This is a genomic window from Rhizobacter terrae (genome assembly GCF_003852895.1).
In the GTDB taxonomy this organism is placed as follows: domain Bacteria; phylum Pseudomonadota; class Gammaproteobacteria; order Burkholderiales; family Burkholderiaceae_C; genus Albitalea; species Albitalea terrae.
This window is the reverse complement of sequence record NZ_QUSW01000004.1, coordinates 58,218-75,803: the sequence shown is the minus strand read 5'-3', so window position 1 is coordinate 75,803 and position 17,586 is coordinate 58,218. Positions and strand designations below refer to the sequence as shown.

Genomic DNA, 17,586 nt, shown 5'->3' with positions numbered 1-17,586 from the left:
TTCCGGTTGGTGGAGAAGGCTCCACTGTCCGGGAAGGTGGTCTCGCCGAACATCGGACGAATGTCCAGTGGCCGGGGGGTGCGCCCCGAACGGACGGGCCGTTCGGGGCTGTGCTCAGACGTTCAGCACACTGCCCAGGATGGCGATGCCGAGGATGGCGATCGCAAAGCGCCACCAACCCAGCTGCCGCGTCATCACCGCATAGCCCACCCACAGCATGCCCAGCATGAACACCAGCGGGCTCTTGAGGCCCACGGCCAGGCGGATGACGATGACGAGCTGGATGGCATAGCGCCACCAGGCGATGGGCTTGTGCACGGCGCCGGTCATCTGGGCCGCCGACGCCATGGCCTCGGCGGATGGCTGCGGCCTGCGCGGCGCGGGAGCTTCGCCTCGGGCAATCTGTTCCTGGCGCTTGGCCTCGTTGCGCGCGGCACGTTCGGCGTTGAGCCGCTCCTGGCGCGCCGTCTTGATCTGCATCGCCGTCAACGCGAGTTGCGGTTCAGGCGACGGTGCGGGTTGCCACCAGGCGCCCTGCTTGCGCGCAGGCGCTTCGCCCTTGGCGGCCTGGATGCGGAAGACGTCCGGCTTGCCGGCGGCCAACGAAGCGTTCGCGCCCGGCAACGCCAATGCCTGCTGCAACAGCGGCTGGCCCTGGCGGGCGTCCACCATCTTCACGAAGCGTGCGTAGCCCACCAGCACATCGCGCGTGGCCGCATGGCCTTGCCAGGTCGCGGCCTCCACACCTTGTTGGCCAGCGCGGTGCAAGGCGGCGCGCAGCTTGCGTCGCTCCTCGCGCGAGACCGAAGGCTTGGCGTTCACGACCACGCCCGTCACCTCCTGCCGGGCGCCGCGGCGCATCACGCGCTGCTTGTCCGGATGCGGGGTGAAGCCTTCGTCGTGCAGCACGTGGTGCACCTGGCGCAGCAGGCGGCCGACCTTGTCGGCGCTTTCGGCAGGCGCCGAGAAGGTGAGGTCGTCCGCGTAGCGCGTGTAGGCGAAGCCGAGCTTGCTCGCCAGGCCTTGCAGCCGGCGGTCGAGCTTGCGGCACAGGATGTTGGTGAGCATCGGGCTCGTCGGCGCGCCTTGCGGCAGCACGCGGTCGCGGCCCTTGCCGCCGACGAAGAAGCGCTCGCCATCCACCTCCAGCTCGTCGCAGGCGTTTTCGCTGCACAGCAGGGCCAGCAGGCTGGCCACCGATTCGCCGTAGCCCAGCCCCTGGAACACGCCCTTGATGCGCGGGAAATGGATGCTCGGGAAGAAGTCCTTCAGGTCGAGGTTGATGACCACGGCCTTCGCGCAATGCGGTGCGGCGTTGGTGACGATGCTGCGTCCCGGCAGGAAGCCGTGCGCCGCGTCGTGGCAGGGCACCTTGGCGAGCAGGTTGTCCAGCACCCAGTACTGCGCGCGCTTGAGCCGCGGCATGGGGGCGGAGATGGTGCGCACGCCGCCGGTCTTCTTGGGCAGGCTGAAGCGGCGGTAGTGCGTGGTGCGCGCCACTTCGCGGTGGAAGCACAGGAACTTCAGCTCGGGCAGGGTGAGGCCCATGGCCTGCGCGAGTTCGAGCGGCGTGCTCAATGCGGGCAGGTTGCGCGATTGGAGCCGCGCCTTGACGGCTGCCGCTTCGGCATCCACCTGCAAGCCGCCGGACACGCCGTCGCCCAGGTAGCCCGCCTCGGTCTTGCGCGCTTCGTGCCAGCGCATGGCGCGCTCGTGGCGCTGCCGTTCGCGCGCCTGGGCGTTGGCTTCGCGCTGCTCGCGTGCACGGGCCATGCGTTCCTTGCGCATGGCCTGCAAGGCGGCTTGCGGATCGCCCTTGACGCGCAGCTCGTCCTGCAGCTCGCTCAGCGCTTTCTGGAGTTCGACCTCGCGCTCGATGAGCGCGGCCTCGATGGTCGGCTGCGTGGCGTTCTGGGGCCAGAAGCCCAGCCGCTGCATCTCGGAGAGGACGACCGCGTCCTTGCTGCTCAGCGCAATGCGCGCAAGCAGTTCCGCCCGGGTCGGTACGCGTTCGCTCATTGGGAGACCTCCGCCCTGCGGGCTGCGGTGCGAGCGCCTTCGGGCGGCCGCGCGGCGCTCATGCAACGCTCCCAGCAGCAGGTCGGCTCAGGTGAGGGAAGGAATCGAGTGCAGCGCGCTTCTCATCGAAGAGCCTGAAAGGCTTGAGGGACGGGGGCTGTCCACTCGACGCCGGGCGCCACCCATCGCGCCAATGCGCTCGAAGCGAGCCACATCGGCATTGCGCGATGGGTGGCAGCCCGGCACAGTGAAGACGGCACCCGTGGCGCGTAGAACGGCAGTCAACAAGGGCGGCGAAACACCGCCCGGATTGCAAGAGCCAACGCGCTGCACTCGAATTCAGTGTAACCGCAGCTTTCGTCATGCGGCCTCCCGGACTTGTTGTTGTTCTGCCAGCTGGGGCTGTGCCAGTTGCCGCAGCGCCAGCATGTGGGCGCAGGGGCCGCGACGCAGGCGGTTCTGGCTGAAGAAGTTGCAGCTGCATTGCCCGTCCTGCAGCTGCTGATCGGCATTGAGCACGAGCACGGGCTCATGCTCGCGGCCACGGTCCTTCACCGTACCGCTGATGCGGATGCGCTCGCCTTGCGGCACGATGTCCTTCAACCGGACGCCGCGGGCATGGATGAGCGCCAGCGCCTGTTCCTCCTCAGGACTCGCGAAGCGCAGCGTGTCCAGCGGCAGCGGCTCGCGCGACAGCTCGCGCCAGGCGTAGCGGCCGGTGGGCAGGTCGAACACCGCGCGGCCGGCCTGCACCCACAGCGTCATCGCGGCATCCACGTCGGCCTGCGGCAGGCCGGTGCGCGAGGCAAGCTCGGCCGGCGTGGCAAGCCAGGTGGATTGCAAGGCCTGCGCCACGCCGCGCTTGGTCGCATCGCTCACGTCATGCCGCGCCTGCAGCAGGTCGAAGCGGCCGGCCGCGGACCAGTCGTTGGCCGTCCAGCCGGACAGGCCCAGGGTGACGGTGACGTCGCCCATCTCCACCACCCAAAAGCTGGGCATGCCCGAGCCCAGCAGGTGCACGCGCACGCGGGTGGCCAGTGCGATGAGGCGTTCAAGGGTGAGCAGCCGCCGGCGGCCCCACAGCCGCACCGTGCGCGGCTCGGTCAGCGGCGTGCCGACGATGGCGCTGCGCCGCGCGGTCAGCTCCAGCTGCCACGGCTCCAGCACGATGCGCGCCGGCTGGCCGGGCTGCAGCTCGAAGCGCAGCGAGCGCGGCCCGGCGCGTTCCTTGCGCTGGCGCAAGGCGCTGCACAGGTTGTGCAGGTCCATCGGGTGCAGCTCCACCACCGTGGCGGGCAGCGTCATCGCGCTGGACACCTGCAGGAAGCCGCGCACCCAGCTGTCGGGCAGGTCGATCTTCTCTTCGTGGAAGGCCGGGTCGTCACCGGTGGCCACCGTGAAGCCCGACGGATCCACCTTGAAGCTCGTGGCCTTGTAGTCGCGGATCTTCTGGAACTCGTCGTACAGGCTCGCCGAGTAGTCGATGTTGGTCGTGCCGCAGGCCATCTCGCCAGTGCGGTCGAACACGTCGTGCCTGACGCTCACCGCGCAGTAGCTGGATTCGTCCTGGCTGAAGGCCTCGAACAGAAGTCGGTCCGGGTGCACGGTGATGACGGGGTCGAGCACGAACCACGCATCGCGGTTGGCCTGGTACAGCCACTCGAAGTACTTGCGACGTGCCAGGTAGAAGGGCTCCAGCACCGAGGATTTCTTCTCGCGCAGCTTCTTCAGCTCGGAGGTGATCTCGCCGGCCTTGGCCTTGAGCGCCTGCGCCTGGGCCATGAACTGCGCGAGCAGGCTGCTCTCGTTGGCCTCCAGCCACTGCTTGTAGGCGGTCTGGTCGCGGCCGCGGTAGCGCAGGTCGCTCACCACCACCGAGTGCAGGGCCGACAGTGCTTCGCGGAACATGAGGTGCGCATGCGAATCGCGGCGCAGCAGGCCGTCGAAATACGTGGGCGGACGCAGCGTGTCGGGCGCGAAGCTGAAGGCCTGCGAGGCGGCCGTGTCGTCCACCGAGGTGCTGCCGTAGTACTTGTAGCGGAATTGCATGGTGGGTCAGGCGCTGTGCAGGGCAGGGGCCTTCCAGGCCAGGAAGGGCAGCTCGATCTGCGGGTGCCGCGCCGCGATGTCGCGCAGCCCCGCCACGTACTGCGGCTTGTCGGTGAGGCTGGCGGTGACCACCTGCCGCGCGAAGATCTCGGCCACCACGGCGGCGGTCTCGGGCGCGGCGATCTGTGCGCGCAGGAAGTCGGTGATGCGCGACTTCGCCACGCGGCCGCGATGCACCTGGCTCAGCACGGTGAGGAAGTAGGGCGTCAGCGCACGCAGCTGCTGCGCGAGGCGCGGCGCATCGTCCGAGGGCAACTCCAGCAGCCACTGCGTCACGAAGAGCTGCACCTGCGTGCCGGGGTGCTGGCTCAGCCGCGTGAGGCACAGGCTCGCATCGGCGGCACTCATGCGGCGCACGAGGCGGCTGCGGCCCAGGGCCTGCACCCACGCTTGCGGATGGTCGACCCAGGCGATGAGCAGCTCCACGTCCAGCGAGTCGTCGGGCAGGCGTTCGCCGAAGAGCTGTTGCGTGTAGGCGCGGGTGTCGTCGAATGCGGCGTCGGCCAGCGGCAGGAGGTCGGCGGATTGCTTCGGCGTGGGCGCGGCCGACAGCGTCTGGTCGATCGCCTGCATGGACCACTGGCGCACTCCGGCATCGGCATGGCGTGCCAGCGTGGCGAGCTGGCGCAGGCTGAAGTCTGTGATGGCCAGCGACGCCAGCGCCCAGGCGCCGTAGCGCTGGGCGCCGCCGCTGCGGGCTTGCAGGGCTCGCCATGTGCCGGATGCATCCCGCGCGGGCGCGTAGGCCTGCAGGTCAGCAGTGAGCCAACGCAGGATGTCGTCGTGCTGTCCTTCGCCGGCCTCGGTCTGGAACAGGCCGTCATGCAGGCGCGAGGCGACGGCACGGCCGACCTGTTCATCGGCCAAAGCCAGCCGCAGCAGTGCAGGCGCGATGGCGGCGCGCACGCCGGCATGTCCGCTCAGGGCCAGGGTGCACAGCAACTCGACCTGCTGGCGCAGCACGTCGTCCGACAAGGCCGCGAGGATGCGCGCGCCGCAGGCACGGCGGTCTGCATCTTCCGCGCCGAGCAGCCTCGTGAGTAGCACCGGCGGCACCAGCGCCACGCCGGCCGGGTGCATCAGCAACCAGCTCACGGCCAGGCGCAGCACCGGCACGGCGGGGTGGTCCAGCAGAGGAAGCAGCGAGCCCAGGCCTTGCCATGACGCCGCCGCCTGCTGAAGCGGGCCTTGCAGCAGTTGCTCCGCCAGCGCCGCGCCTTCTGCCAGGCCCGGGTCCGCCGCATCGGCGGCGAGCATCGCGTCCAGCAATTCGTTCAGCAACGAATCGGGCGCAGCCAGCAGCGCCAGCCCGTGGCCTTGCTTGCGCGCGCGTTCGTGCACCGAGAAGAGCAGGGCGACGACGAGGTCCGCATGCCTGGCGAACGATGCCGGATCGCCCGCGATGTGCAGCAGCGCGTAGTCGCGCGCGGCCGCATGCGTGCTGGCCGACATGAGCTTGAGCCATGGCACCTGAACGGCGGTGTCGGTGGTGTCTTCGACGTGGGCGCGCGCGGCATCGAAGCCGAGCGCGGCCGTCGGTGCGTACGGGCGCTGCAGCAGGACTTCGAGCACGGCCGCGTCCTGCTCGCGCACGAAGTTCGCATGGTCCTGCAATGCGCGGGCTGCCACGGCATTCACGAGCGCGCTGCGGCTTTCCATGGCCAGGCGCAGCAAGGCTTCGGGATGCGCATCCCACATCGCGCGCAGCGCTTCGGTGCGCTCGGGCATGGGACGCGAGGCGTCCAGCGGCTGCAGCGTCCACCAGCGCTTGGCGCGGGCGCTGGTGTGCAGGTCGGGCATGTTCGCCAGCAGCAGCTTGGGCAGCAGCATCCAGCCCGCGCCACGGTGATGCAGGCGCGACGAGCGCTGGTATTGCCGGTCGATGTACTCCCAGCGCTGCTCCTCGCGCGGTGGCGGCTGTTCGTCGTCCACCAGGCCCAGCAGCATGTCCACCGCCAGCTCGGGCGCATGCGGATGCGAGAGGGCGGCCAGGCGGCGGACGGTGCGCCAGCCGCGAAGCCGCAGGTAGTCGCGCGTGCGCCCGCCGAAGGCGCGGGCCGGTGAGCGGGCGCCGCCGGTGGCGCGCTTGAGCCAGCCGCCCGTCTTGGGCGAGCGGTAGTCTCGTGACCCGGAGGCGCCCTGCATCGCCGTGGTGTTCTCGAAGCGGGCGTGCAAGAGGCCGACCACCTGCGCATCGCGGCGCATTTCCGCGGCCTTGTAGACGTAGCGCACGCCCTGGAAGGTGCCCACCTCCAGCGGCAGCGCCTTCAGCAGCCGCAGCAGCACGGCGCGCGGGCCGGGCCGCACGAAGGCGATGTCGTACCAGTCCAGCAGCAGCGAGGCCCAGTCCGAGGAGCGGGCTTCCAGGCCGGCGTCGATCTGGTCGACCAGATCGACGCCGGACTTCTCGCTCTCCAGCTCGGCTTCCCAGCTCGGCAGCAGCGTGTCGGCGTGGGCTTCGCGTGCCTCGGGCGTGAGCAGCATGAGCCAGGCCTGGCGTGCGGCGCGGCAGGTGGCGGGGCTGCGTCCGCGCTGCGACAACGCCTGCATGGCCTCGGTGGCGCCCGGGTCGCCCAGGCGGCCGATCGCGACCGCCAGGCACAGGTCGAGCAGGTCGTTGCCGCTGTCCAGCAGTTCGACCAGGCGCGGTACAAGGCTGCGCAGCGCCTGCTGGGCGGGGCTCGCGGGCGACGAGGCGTCGCTGCATTCGGCCACGCGCCAGGCGGCACGTGCACGGCGCTCGGCGGATTCGAGCTTCCAGCGGGCGGGCTGGAAGCGGGCCACGAGGGCAGTGATGGGGGTCGGCACCGGCTGCGGCGTGGAGGCTGGCGTGGGCGCGGTGATGCGGGCTTGCGGCGTGAGCGCGTCCAGCCCGGCGAGGCCTTCATGGCGCATCAGCCGCTCGCCGGCTGCCAGCCGCCGGCGGATGAAGTCCCGCATGCGCCGTTCAGCCTCGGCCTGCAGGCAGGGCGTGGCGGTGAGCGAGGATTCCTGCAGCTCCTGCCGCACGGTGACGATGCAGCGCGCCGCGGGGTCTGCACCCGTGCGAGCCGGCAGGTCGAGTTCGATGAGCTCGACCGTGCAGGTGCGCTCGCGCGGCAGCTGCCGCACCAGCACGGCGCTGGCGATCTTCTTCACGTGGTCCCCTCCCGCTGGGCGTCTTGGCGTGCTTGCCGCGATGCCGTGGTGTTCGTGGCCGGCGCAGCCCGATGGACAGGGCGCGCCGGCGGATGTTCAAGAGCGGCGATTTTGCACGGCCTGGGCGTTCTGGCAATCACCGCGAGGGGATGCGGTGGCGTTCCCTCGCACCGCACCTGGGCGCCGCATCAGCCGGGCAGGCCGCGCGCCACGAAATCCGGGTTTTCGAACCCGGGCTTGCCGTAGCGCAGGGCCGCGCCGGACATCGTCCGCACGCTGCCGCCAGCCGCGGCCAGCACCGCCTGGCCGGCGGCGATGTCCCATTCCATGGTTCGGCCGAAGCGGGGGTAGAGATCGGCCCGGCCTTCGGCCAGCAGGCACAGCTTCAGCGAGGAGCCCGCTTCCATCGTGGTGTGCACCGGCAGGTCCGCGAGGAAGGCCGCGAGTGCTGCCTTGTCGCCGTGGGACCGGCTGGCCAGCACGGTCAGCCCCCGCGGCGGTGCGGGCCGGCAGCGGATGGAGCGCTCGCCGGCGGCATCGTGAACGCTGGCGCCTTCGCCGACCCAGCCGCAGAACGCCCGGCCGATCGCCGGGGCGAACACCACGCCGGCCACCGGCTCGCCGTCCTCGATGAAGGCGATGTTGACGGTGAACTCGCCGTTGCGGTTCACGAACTCGCGCGTGCCGTCCAGCGGGTCGACCAGCCAGAAGCTGCGGGCCTTCGACACGTCGGGTACGCGGCCGGCGGCGACGGCTTCCTCGGCGACGACGGGAATCTCCGGCGCCAGCGCAGCCAGGCCCTCCAGGATGATCTCCTCCGCCAGGACGTCGGCCTGCGTGACGGGCGATTCGTCTGCCTTTCGTTGCACGTGGATGTCGCCCCGGTAAATCTGCATGATCGCCTCGCCTGCGCGGCGGGCGATGTGGTCCAGTTGCGGCAGCCAGTGTTTCTGGAAGGTGAAGGTCATCACGAGGCGCTCGGGTGTGGCAACAATCCCGGAAAGGAGTTTGCGGGACATGGGAACGAACACATCGATTGTCGCCGTGCGGATGGTGCTGGCTGCCGTGGTGACCGCAGTCTGCGCGTGGAGCCTGCCGTCGCAGGCCGGGCTCATCCGCGACAAGCTGCGCGAACGCGCCGAGCAGCGCCGCGAGGCGGCCCAGCACCAGGACGACGAGATGGGCGACGGCATGCACGCCTCGGGCGAGGCCGCGTTGCCGCCGGGCGTCACGCTGGAGCGCGACATCGCCTACGGCAGCGACCCGGCCCAGCGGCTGGACCTCTTCCGGCCGGCCAAGGTGGCGCCTGACGCGGTGCTCATCTTCATGGTGCACGGCGGGGGATGGGCGCGCGGCGACAAGGCCTACGCCCGTGTCACCACCAACAAGGTGCCGCACTGGGTGCCGCAGGGGCACGTCTTCGTCTCCATCAACTACCGCATGGTGCCGGTGGCCAACCCGGTGGAGCAGGCCGACGACGTGGCCCGCGCGCTGGCCTTCGTGCAGGGGCAGGCGGCTTCGTGGGGCGTGAACCCGGCGCGGGTGGTGCTGATGGGCCACTCGGCCGGTGCGCACCTCGTGTCCATGCTCAATGCGGATCCGTCCATCGCCACCCGGCAGGGCGCGAGGCCCTGGCTGGGTACCGTGCCGCTGGACGGCGCCGCCTTCGACGTGGTGACCATCATGGAAGCCCGCCATTTCCGTCTCTTCGACAAGACCTTCGGCACCGACCGGGCGCTGTGGGTGGATGCCTCGCCCATCCGGCGCCTGAAGGCCGCGCCGCCGCCCATGCTGCTGGTGTGTTCCGCCCGCCGCGCCGATTCCTGTGCCCAGGCCCAGGCCTTCATGGACAAGGCCAACGGGCTGGGTGGCCGGGTGCAGCTGCAAAAGGAAGACCTGTCGCACAGCGAGATCAACGAACGCCTGGGCTTGCCGGGCGCCTACACCGACTCGGTGGACGCCTTCATCCGGCAGGTTTCGGCGCGCTAGGAGACGCCCTGGAAGGGGCGCCCCTCGCACCGCTGGGAAAACCCCTTGAGCCCGCGCCGCGGCTGGCTCCTAGAATCGTTGTGCACCTGCACAAGGAGTCCCGTTCATGGTCCAGTCCCGGCGAGCGTCTGCCAAGACCTCCGGCGAAGGCGGGGAAGCCGAATCCGGCGGCCCGCGCATCCTCAAGAAATACCCCAACCGCCGCCTGTACGACACCGAGACCAGCAGCTACATCACGCTGGCCGACGTGAAGAAGATGGTCCTCAACGGCCAGGACTTCGTCGTGCGCGACGCCAAGACCTCCGAAGACCTCACCCGCAGCATCCTGCTGCAGATCATCCTGGAGGAGGAAACCGGCGGCGTGCCCATGTTCAACACGACCATGCTGGCGCAGATCATCCGCTTCTACGGCCACGCCATGCAGGGCATGATGGGCTCGTACCTGGAGAAGAACCTCCAGACCTTCACCGACATCCAGAGCAAGCTGACCGAGCAGTCGAAAGGGCTGTACGACCCAAAGGTGATGTCGCCTGAGCTGTGGGCGCAGTTCCTCAACGGCCAGGCGCCCGTCGTCCAGGGGTTGATGGGCAACTACCTGGAGCAATCCAAGCAGATGTTCGTGCAGATGCAAGAGCAGATGGCCAAGCAGGCGGAAAGCCTGTTCCCGGGCATGCCGGGGTTCACGCCGCCCAAGCGTTGAGGTCGGCGCATTTGTGCGAAGGGCGCCACTCGGCGCCCTTTTCGTTTTTGCGCGACCGAAATGGCGTGCCTCGGTGGGCATATATGAACGGCCAGGCGGGAGCCTCGCTGGTCCAATCGGCGCGTCCGCACTGATGAGCCAGGCGGCGAAACCTCCGGGTTTGTGGACCTTCCGCCCATTCGTGGGTGGAGACACGCCGAGCTCTGCTCGGAAGGGATCGGGGCTGTCGTGAGGCCCTGGTAAATAAATCAAAGAGAAGAGAGGAGATGCATCATGGACATCGATGCAAGCGAGTTACCAAGCCATGAAGCCGGCAAAGTCATTGCCAAGCTCGCGCAAGCGTTCCAGGGCAAGTTTCCGCAGTGGCTCAAGCACTCCGGTGAGTGCCGTTCGGAAGAGGCGCGGAACATCGCTTTGAAGTGCATGGAGGTTGAAGTCAGGGACGACCACCTGCTGAGCCAATTCGTGGCCGACTGTCATGTTGTTGGCTACAACTACGCGGGCATAGACAACGTGGTAGCACGTGTGTCGGGTTTGGCTTCTGCGTCGCCGGTGGCGGCACTGGCTGTGATGGTGCACATGAAGGAAGCGCTAGGCCGTTACGTTCAGGTGCTGGAAATCCTGTCCCGCAAGTGCAGCCAGAAGCCTCAGCATGGCTATTTGGTGGAGCAAGGGTCCAGTGCTGGCGCGCTTTCGGAAGCCCTGGCTCTGGAGTCCATGCAGCATCCGGATGCCGCAGCCATCGTGCAGAGGGCCGAGGAGGTCTGTGACGCACTGCTGAAGGAGGTGTTTCACGTGATCAGGGTGCCAATTCTCTAAACGAACCCGGCAAGGACGACCAAACGTCGTCCTTGTCCGGATTTCACGGTCTGCGCCCGGCCAGCCGCCCCGGCATCGGCGAAAATCGCCGGTTATGACCCAAGACACCTCCGTGGCCCAGCCGTCCCCGGCCACATCCGCCCCCAAGATCGGCTTCGTCTCCCTGGGCTGCCCCAAGGCCCTGACCGACTCCGAACTCATCCTCACCCAGCTGCGCGCCGAGGGCTACGACACGTCCAAGACCTTCGCGGGCGCGGACCTCGTCATCGTCAACACATGCGGCTTCATCGACGACGCGGTGAAGGAAAGCCTGGACACCATCGGCGAGGCGCTGGCCGAGAACGGCAAGGTGATCGTCACCGGCTGCCTGGGCGCCAAGGCGGGCGATGCCGGCGGCAACCTCGTCAAGCAGATGCACCCCAGCGTGCTCGCCGTGACCGGCCCGCACGCCACCAACGAGGTGATGGACGCCGTGCACCTGCACGTGCCCAAGCCCCACGACCCCTTCGTGGACCTGGTGCCAGCGCAGGGCATCAAGCTCACGCCCAAGCACTATGCCTACCTGAAGATCAGCGAAGGCTGCAACCACCGCTGCTCGTTCTGCATCATTCCCAGCATGCGCGGCGACCTGGTGTCGCGGCCCATCGGCGACGTGCTGGGCGAGGCGCAGCGGCTGTTCGAGGCGGGCGTGAAGGAACTGCTGGTCATCAGCCAGGACACGAGCGCCTACGGCGTGGACGTGAAGTACCGCACCGGCTTCTGGGACGGCAAGCCCGTCAAGACGCGACTGTTCGACCTGGCCGAGAAGCTGGGTGACCTGGCCGAGAAGCACGGCGCCTGGGTGCGCATGCACTACGTGTACCCGTACCCGCACGTGGACGAGATCTTGCCGATGATGGCCTCCGGCCGCGTGCTGCCTTACCTGGACGTGCCGTTCCAGCATTCGCATCCGGACGTGCTCAAGCGCATGAAGCGGCCGGCCAACGGCGAGAAGAACCTGGAGCGCCTGCTCCGGTGGCGCGAGGCCTGCCCGGAGATCGTGGTGCGCAGCACCTTCATCGCCGGCTTCCCGGGTGAGACGGAAGCGGAGTTCGAACACCTGCTGCAGTTCATGCGCGAGGCGCGGATCGACCGGGCGGGATGTTTTGCCTACTCGCCGGTGGAAGGAGCGACGGCGAACGACTTGCCCGGCATGCTGCCGGCCGAGGTGCGGGAAGAGCGTCGTGCGCGGTTCATGCAGGTGGCCGAAGAGGTGTCTGCCGCCAAGCTGCGCGAGCGTGTGGGCGCGACGATGCAAGTGCTCGTCGATTCAGCGCCCGCGCTCGGCCGCAAGGGCGGCGTCGGTCGCACCTATGCCGATGCGCCCGAGATCGATGGCGTGGTGAAGTTGCTGCCGCCGGAGAAGGCTTCGAAAACGCTCAAGGTGGGGGAGTTCACGAAGGCGCGGATCGTGGGGACGCAGGGGCATGACCTGATTGGGCAGCCGGTCTGAGTTGTCACGCAGTCATTCGGGCGCACCTATCAGCAGCTTCTCGACATCGAGATATTGAATCGTCTCGCGCACGTCGCGCTCGACGGCGCGAGCGGGCCAAATCGTCCCAGGGGTCCAGCTCATGTGACCCCTGAACGCGGCCGGTCTGCACCCGTCCAAGGTGATGCTGCCTGAGTACGAGATTCCCGAAAGGCTGATGCGATATTCGGCAGAGAACTGGGCTCGTCTTCGCGACTCGTGATGCATGCCAGTCCCATTGATGTGCTTCATGTGATTGCCTGGCTATGTCAACGACCTCGGGCGCGAATCGTGCCGCGTCTGATGTCTTCTCGTCGGATACGGCGCATGGTCGCGGCTTGGTGCATGGCTATCTGATTCTCAGAAGTATCCAGGTCACGACGGCGAACATGGCCCCGAAGGCGAACGCCCAACGGAGCCAGTCGGAGTTCTCTGATTGGCCCTCGAAGAGGCTGGAGTCCGCATCATCGAGAACGGAGCGGGAGGCCGCAGAGAGAATGCCGATCAGGAAGTGGACCAGCGCTTCGACAAAGTCCATCGCGCCCGATGGCAGCGCCGCGCCGGCCAGCACGCCCGCCAAGGCACCCCCTGCGATCGGGAGTGACAAGGAATCCGTCAGTCCTGCATAGAGCAGGACGGCGCCGACCAGCAACCCGAGGATCGAGCCTGCAACAGTGGAGAGCATTGCTGCGCCGAGGCGGAAGGCGTTGTTGTGGTCATGCTGCATCGTGCTTGTGTCTCAGGGAGTCACGGACGGGGCAACCAGTGCCTGTTCATGGTGAGCCGTTGTTCGTGCATCAATGCTCGGTCAATGTTTAACTGGCAGGTCGTGGGTTGGAGGCAATGGCCGCCGGATGGCGGTCGAGCCAGGAGACGACTTCTGACATGAGGCCGACCACGGCTGCATGCACCTTTTGATCATCATCCGCAGCGGGTCGGCGGTACAAGTCCACGATCGCGTCCATGTGGGTCTTGGCCTGTTGGCAGCCGGCTTGCGGGTCTGAACAAAGAACGGCCAGGGTTCTCTCTTTGTAGGCCGTGACATCCGCGTTGCGCAACTTCTGGTCCGCCAATACGTCTTGCAGGAGAAGACCGCAAAGCATCACCAGTTCGTCCTGCACGGTGTCGAGCGTTGCCTTTTGCATGACACGATCCATTTGCTGCGCGAACTGAAGCGTGGAATCGTTCATGGCAGGAGACTTGTCCATGGTTGGGCGGTTTGCAACCTGCCCCAGGCACACGCTTGACAGGGCCAGCAAGCACGAAGCGACGAGGAACAGTGCCGGTTTTCTTGGCGTCATGAAAGCTCCTTGATGGCGGGGGCTGTTTAGGCGATGGCCGACCCTCACACTGCGCGACCCGTCCGACGCCTCTGCACGGCCAGTGCCAATTCCCGCAGCACCGGCACCGTCTGCCCGAATGAAATGCACGCATCGGTGATGGACACGCCGTGCTTCAGCGGCACGCCCGGCACCAGGTCCTGCCGGCCTTCTTCGAGATGGCTTTCGATCATCACTCCGGTGATCCGCCGGTCGCCCGCCGCGATCTGCTCGCCGACGTTGCGCGCGACCTCGATCTGGCGTCGGTGCTCCTTGCTGCTGTTCCCGTGAGACAGGTCGATCATCACCTGCTCGCGAAGGCCTGCGCTGCGCAGCACGTCGCACGCCGCCGCCACATGGGCGGCATCGTAGTTCGGCGTCTTGCCGCCGCGCAGGATGATGTGGCAGTCGTCATTGCCGCGCGTTTCGAAGATGGCGGCCATGCCCATCTTCGTCATGCCCATGAAGGCATGCGGCGCCCGCGCGGCCAGGATCGCATCGGACGCGACCTTGACGCCGCCATCGGTACCGTTCTTGAACCCCACCGGGCAGCTCAGGCCCGATGCCAGCTGGCGGTGGCTCTGGCTCTCGGTGGTGCGTGCCCCGATGGCGCCCCAGGCGATCAGGTCGGCAATGAACTGCGGGCTGAGAAGGTCAAGGAATTCCGTGCCCACCGGCAGGCCCAGCGTGGTGAGGTCCAGCAGCAGTCGGCGGGCCCGCTCCAGCCCTTCGTTGATCGCGAAGGTGCCGTCCAGGTGCGGGTCGTTGATGGAACCTTTCCAGCCCACCGTCGTGCGCGGCTTCTCGAAGTAGGCGCGCATGACGATCAGCAGGTCCTGCCGCAACTCGTCGGCCACCGCCTTCAGCCGATGTCCGTACTCGATGGCCTGGTCATGGTCGTGGATCGAGCAAGGCCCGACGACCACGACGAGGCGGTCGTCGCGGCCGTGCAGCACGTCCGCGATCGCCGCGCGGCTGGCTTCGACGAGCGCCAGCGTGTCGTCGCGCACGGGCACGCGCTCCTGCAGCAGCGCGGGCGTCATGAGAGGACGGACGGCACTGATGCGGACGTCGTCGATGCGGGTGGTGTCGAGCGTGCTGTCGCGCTCTCCGATTTCGCGGTCGTGCAGGGGGTCGTCGAGGCGGGGCATGGGGGTGGTGATGTGCGATGGGAATGCCGGATTCTGATTCAAACGCCGGCGATCGACTCCATCGTGTGCACGATCACCCCCTCGATCGGGTCCACCGGCTCATTCCACGGCGAGGCCGCAATCATCTTCAGCGTGTCCTGGTAGCCCGCCCGCCACCGCTCATGGATCCCGCTGGGCGTGAAGTCGATGTCCTTGGTGTGATCCTCTCCATCCACCCGCGGCGCCACGAGATGCGCCACGTGCATCGTGGTCCCGCATCCCCATGACATCAGCTCCTTGACCTGCGCCTCATTGCGCTTGGCCGCCGGAATCTGCCCACACAACTCGCGGATCACGTGCCGCAGCCGATGGATCTGCTTTTGCCTGGCGATGTGGCTGTCCGCCCGGCTCGCATACTGGATGTCCTTCTGCCGGCCCATCACCTCCCAGATCGATTGCGGTTCCGGCCCTTGCTGGTGCCACACGTTCACCGCGAAGATGACCGAGTCACGCCGCGGCACGTCGTCCAGCACGGCCTCGATGGGCGTGTTGGAGTAGATGCCGCCGTCCCAGTACGGCTCGCCGTCGATGCGCACCGCCGGGAAGGCCGGGGGCAGGGCGCCCGACGCCATCACGTGCTCGACGCGAAGCGGCTGCGTGCTGCTGTCGAAGTAGCGCATCTCGCCGCTCAGCGCGTTCACCGCGCCCACGGTGAGCCGTGCCTTGCCCTGGTTGACGAGCTCGAAGTCCACCAGTTGATGCAGGGTCTCCTTCAGCGGCTCGGTGCTGTAGTACGCCGCCGAGTCGATGCCCACGCGCGCCTGCGAGCCCCGCCATGCCGCCAGGCTGGGCGTGAAGAACGACGGGATGCCGCGCGACAGCGTGGCGAGGTTGGCCGCAACGCGTCCCAGGCCAAGCCATGCCAACGGATCCGTCGCCGCATTGGCCTGCTCCACATGGTCCCAGAACGCATGCAGCCGCTCCAGCCGGTGCGATGGTTCATTGCCCACGATCAGCGCCGCGTTGATGGCGCCGATGGACGTGCCGATCACCCAGTCGGGCTCGATGCCTGCTTCATGCAGCGCCTCGTACACGCCCACCTGGTAGGCGCCCAGGGCGCCGCCGCCTTGCAGCACCAGCACCACTTGGCCGGGCAGGTCTGCATGCATGGCCGACGGCTTGCGGGACCGGGCCACGGCATCGCGATAGCGTGCAGCATTCATGCCGCCACCCCCGCGCGTTCGATCGGTTGGTCGATGTCCATCATGTCTTTCCGATAGTCGTGCAGCACCTCACCATACGGCAAGGTGAGGTCCGCGATGAAATGCAGCCCGCCGAGCACGCGCCGCACCGGCAGGTCCGCCACGGGTGCGTTCACGTGCGGCACGAGGTGCAGCCTCGCCGGACCGGACCAGGCGCCTTGCACCTGGATGTCGGTGAGCCTGTACCCCACCAGCTGCGCAATCGCCAGGCTGCCGTCGACGTCGGGAATGAGCTTGAGGTTGACCTGGGTCTTGCTCATCTTCTCGATGATGGACGCAGAGGAGCAAGCCTTGCGGCCCCGCACGTCGTACAGCAGGTGCTGGTGCTTGTAGCCCATGGTGCCCACGGCCACTTGCACGCCGGCGTAGTCCAGCGTGCCGGTCAGGGTGTCCTGCGCCACGGCCAGCTTGGGGTGGGCATGCTTCTTCGGAAAGCCCCAGATCTCGCGCCCGCCCGCAATGGGCGGTTCATCGTCCAGGTACATCTGCGCCGTGAAGTTGACGTGCTCGCCCTTGAGCAGCGCCGGAATGACGATGCCCGATTCGGTGTAGTCGCCAAAGCCCGCAGAGTCTGGCATGCGGATGAACTCGTAGAGCACGGTGTTGCTGCCGTCGGGCTCCAGCGGTTCGGGCAGTGCATCGCGGATCGCCTGCGGGTCGGACTCGTAGGTGATGATGAGGTATTCGCGGTCGACGAAGCGGTACGGTCCCTTGGGGTAGGACGGCGAGGCCAGCGGCATGGATGGCAGGCCGAGGATGTGGTCGATTTTCATGGTCGTTCGCTCCCTTGGTTCAGTGTGCCGTCCAGCCGCCCTCGATGGGCAGCACCGCGCCGGTGATGGACGCCGCGTCTGCCGAGCACAGGAATGCGGTGAATGCCGCCACCTGCTCGACGGTGACGAACTTCTTCGTCGGCTGTGCATGCAGCAGCACGTCGCGCACCACCTCCTCTTCGGTGATGCCGCGTGCACGGGCCGTGTCGGGAATCTGCTTTTGCACCAGGGGCGTGAGCACGTAGCCGGGGCACACGGCATTCACCGTCACCCCGTGCTCGGCGGCTTCCAGCGCCACGGCCTTGGTGAAGCCCGCAATGCCATGCTTGGCCGCCACGTAGGCTGACTTGAACGGGCTGGCCACCAGTGCATGCGCCGAGGCCACGTTCACGATGCGGCCGAAGCCGCGCTCGCGCATCAGCGGCAGTGCCAGCCTCGTGGTGTGGAAGGCCGCGCTCAGGTTGATGGCGAGGATGGCGTTCCACTTGTCCAGCGGGAACTCATCCACCGCAGCCACGTGCTGGATGCCCGCGTTGTTGATGAGCAGGTCCACGGCGCCGAAGCGGTCGATGGCGCGGGCCATCATGGCCTCGATGGCCTCGGCGCGCGACATGTCGGCGCCGTCGTACTGCACGTCCACGCCGGTCTCCTGCGCGATGCTTCGGCGCAGGGCGGCGATTTCGTCCGCATCGCCGAAGCCGTTGAGGATGACGTTGGCGCCTTCGCGCGCCAGGCGCTGGGCGATGCCCAGGCCGATGCCCGATGTCGAGCCGGTGACGAGTGCGGTCTTGCCTTTGAACATGGAGTCCTCCTGAATG

15 protein-coding genes are annotated in these 17,586 nt (G+C 67.8%); 4 read left to right on the top strand and 11 right to left on the bottom strand.

All coding sequences use genetic code 11. From position 1 onward, the window contains the following. Positions 1-114: 114 nt before the first annotated feature. The 4 genes from DZC73_RS15215 to cysQ form a co-directional block, all read right to left on the bottom strand. Complete coding sequence (locus tag DZC73_RS15215; protein ID WP_124541214.1) at positions 115-2,019, bottom strand: reverse transcriptase family protein; 1,905 nt, start codon at positions 2,017-2,019, stop codon at positions 115-117. A 360-nt stretch (positions 2,020-2,379) separates the two neighbouring features. Next, entirely contained in the window at positions 2,380-4,068 is a 1,689-nt protein-coding gene (locus DZC73_RS15210) for an SWIM zinc finger family protein (RefSeq protein ID WP_124541213.1), read from the bottom strand. A gap of 6 nt (positions 4,069-4,074) precedes the next feature. After that, complete coding sequence (locus tag DZC73_RS15205) at positions 4,075-7,266, bottom strand: hypothetical protein (protein WP_124541212.1); 3,192 nt, start codon at positions 7,264-7,266, stop codon at positions 4,075-4,077. A 188-nt stretch (positions 7,267-7,454) separates the two neighbouring features. Further along, positions 7,455-8,234 carry a 3'(2'),5'-bisphosphate nucleotidase CysQ gene (gene cysQ, locus DZC73_RS15200; RefSeq protein WP_124541211.1) on the bottom strand — a complete coding sequence of 260 codons (780 nt, stop codon included), beginning with the start codon at positions 8,232-8,234 and terminating at the stop codon, positions 7,455-7,457. A 49-nt stretch (positions 8,235-8,283) separates the two neighbouring features. Between cysQ and DZC73_RS15195 the strand changes: the two genes are divergently transcribed. The 4 genes from DZC73_RS15195 (at position 8,284) to rimO (ending at position 12,266) form a co-directional block, all read left to right on the top strand. Beyond that, entirely contained in the window at positions 8,284-9,255 is a 972-nt protein-coding gene (locus DZC73_RS15195) for an alpha/beta hydrolase (RefSeq protein ID WP_124541210.1), read from the top strand. A gap of 106 nt (positions 9,256-9,361) precedes the next feature. After that, positions 9,362-9,955 (top strand): polyhydroxyalkanoate synthesis repressor PhaR, encoded by a 594-nt coding sequence (gene phaR, locus DZC73_RS15190; RefSeq protein ID WP_124541209.1) that lies wholly within the window; start codon positions 9,362-9,364, stop codon positions 9,953-9,955. Positions 9,956-10,228: 273 nt separating this feature from the next. After that, on the top strand, positions 10,229-10,774 hold the full coding sequence (locus DZC73_RS15185) for a hypothetical protein (RefSeq protein WP_124541208.1): 546 nt from the start codon (positions 10,229-10,231) through the stop codon (positions 10,772-10,774). A gap of 94 nt (positions 10,775-10,868) precedes the next feature. Then, positions 10,869-12,266, top strand: a complete 1,398-nt coding sequence (rimO, locus tag DZC73_RS15180; RefSeq protein ID WP_124541207.1) for a 30S ribosomal protein S12 methylthiotransferase RimO — start codon at positions 10,869-10,871, stop codon at positions 12,264-12,266. A 12-nt stretch (positions 12,267-12,278) separates the two neighbouring features. On the opposite strand, the gene DZC73_RS15175 is transcribed toward rimO, so the two are convergent. The 7 genes from DZC73_RS15175 to DZC73_RS15145 all read right to left on the bottom strand — a co-directional run bounded on the left by DZC73_RS15175 (position 12,279) and on the right by DZC73_RS15145 (position 17,570). After that, entirely contained in the window at positions 12,279-12,536 is a 258-nt protein-coding gene (locus tag DZC73_RS15175; RefSeq protein ID WP_124541206.1) for a hypothetical protein, read from the bottom strand. A gap of 97 nt (positions 12,537-12,633) precedes the next feature. Beyond that, positions 12,634-13,011: a hypothetical protein gene (locus tag DZC73_RS15170; RefSeq protein ID WP_124541205.1), complete on the bottom strand. Its 378-nt coding sequence runs from the start codon at positions 13,009-13,011 to the stop codon at positions 12,634-12,636. A gap of 88 nt (positions 13,012-13,099) precedes the next feature. Next, positions 13,100-13,585, bottom strand: a complete 486-nt coding sequence (locus DZC73_RS15165; RefSeq protein WP_124541204.1) for a hypothetical protein — start codon at positions 13,583-13,585, stop codon at positions 13,100-13,102. Between the two features lie 44 nt (positions 13,586-13,629). Next, positions 13,630-14,754, bottom strand: a complete 1,125-nt coding sequence (locus DZC73_RS15160) for a 3-deoxy-7-phosphoheptulonate synthase (protein WP_124541203.1) — start codon at positions 14,752-14,754, stop codon at positions 13,630-13,632. A gap of 38 nt (positions 14,755-14,792) precedes the next feature. Next, entirely contained in the window at positions 14,793-15,902 is a 1,110-nt protein-coding gene (locus DZC73_RS15155) for a patatin-like phospholipase family protein (RefSeq protein WP_124541649.1), read from the bottom strand. A gap of 50 nt (positions 15,903-15,952) precedes the next feature. After that, a complete protein-coding gene (locus DZC73_RS15150) occupies positions 15,953-16,768 on the bottom strand; it encodes an acetoacetate decarboxylase (protein ID WP_124541202.1) in 816 nt (271 codons plus the stop codon). Positions 16,769-16,787: 19 nt separating this feature from the next. Next, a complete protein-coding gene (locus DZC73_RS15145) occupies positions 16,788-17,570 on the bottom strand; it encodes a 3-hydroxybutyrate dehydrogenase (RefSeq protein ID WP_124541201.1) in 783 nt (260 codons plus the stop codon). Between the last annotated feature and the right edge of the window lie 16 nt (positions 17,571-17,586).

Bases quoted from the DNA above. Each gene is read 5' to 3' on its own strand.
- DZC73_RS15215 (WP_124541214.1), bottom strand. From the start codon at position 2,019: ATGAGCGAACGCGTACCGACCCGGGCGGAACTGCTTGCGCGCATTGCG.
- DZC73_RS15210 (WP_124541213.1), bottom strand. From the start codon at position 4,068: ATGCAATTCCGCTACAAGTACTACGGCAGCACCTCGGTGGACGACACG.
- cysQ (WP_124541211.1), bottom strand. From the start codon at position 8,234: ATGACCTTCACCTTCCAGAAACACTGGCTGCCGCAACTGGACCACATC.
- DZC73_RS15195 (WP_124541210.1), top strand. From the start codon at position 8,284: ATGGGAACGAACACATCGATTGTCGCCGTGCGGATGGTGCTGGCTGCC.
- phaR (WP_124541209.1), top strand. From the start codon at position 9,362: ATGGTCCAGTCCCGGCGAGCGTCTGCCAAGACCTCCGGCGAAGGCGGG.
- DZC73_RS15185 (WP_124541208.1), top strand. From the start codon at position 10,229: ATGGACATCGATGCAAGCGAGTTACCAAGCCATGAAGCCGGCAAAGTC.
- rimO (WP_124541207.1), top strand. From the start codon at position 10,869: ATGACCCAAGACACCTCCGTGGCCCAGCCGTCCCCGGCCACATCCGCC.
- DZC73_RS15175 (WP_124541206.1), bottom strand. From the start codon at position 12,536: ATGAAGCACATCAATGGGACTGGCATGCATCACGAGTCGCGAAGACGA.
- DZC73_RS15170 (WP_124541205.1), bottom strand. From the start codon at position 13,011: ATGCAGCATGACCACAACAACGCCTTCCGCCTCGGCGCAGCAATGCTC.
- DZC73_RS15165 (WP_124541204.1), bottom strand. From the start codon at position 13,585: ATGACGCCAAGAAAACCGGCACTGTTCCTCGTCGCTTCGTGCTTGCTG.
- DZC73_RS15160 (WP_124541203.1), bottom strand. From the start codon at position 14,754: ATGCCCCGCCTCGACGACCCCCTGCACGACCGCGAAATCGGAGAGCGC.
- DZC73_RS15155 (WP_124541649.1), bottom strand. From the start codon at position 15,902: ATGCATGCAGACCTGCCCGGCCAAGTGGTGCTGGTGCTGCAAGGCGGC.
- DZC73_RS15150 (WP_124541202.1), bottom strand. From the start codon at position 16,768: ATGAAAATCGACCACATCCTCGGCCTGCCATCCATGCCGCTGGCCTCG.
- DZC73_RS15145 (WP_124541201.1), bottom strand. From the start codon at position 17,570: ATGTTCAAAGGCAAGACCGCACTCGTCACCGGCTCGACATCGGGCATC.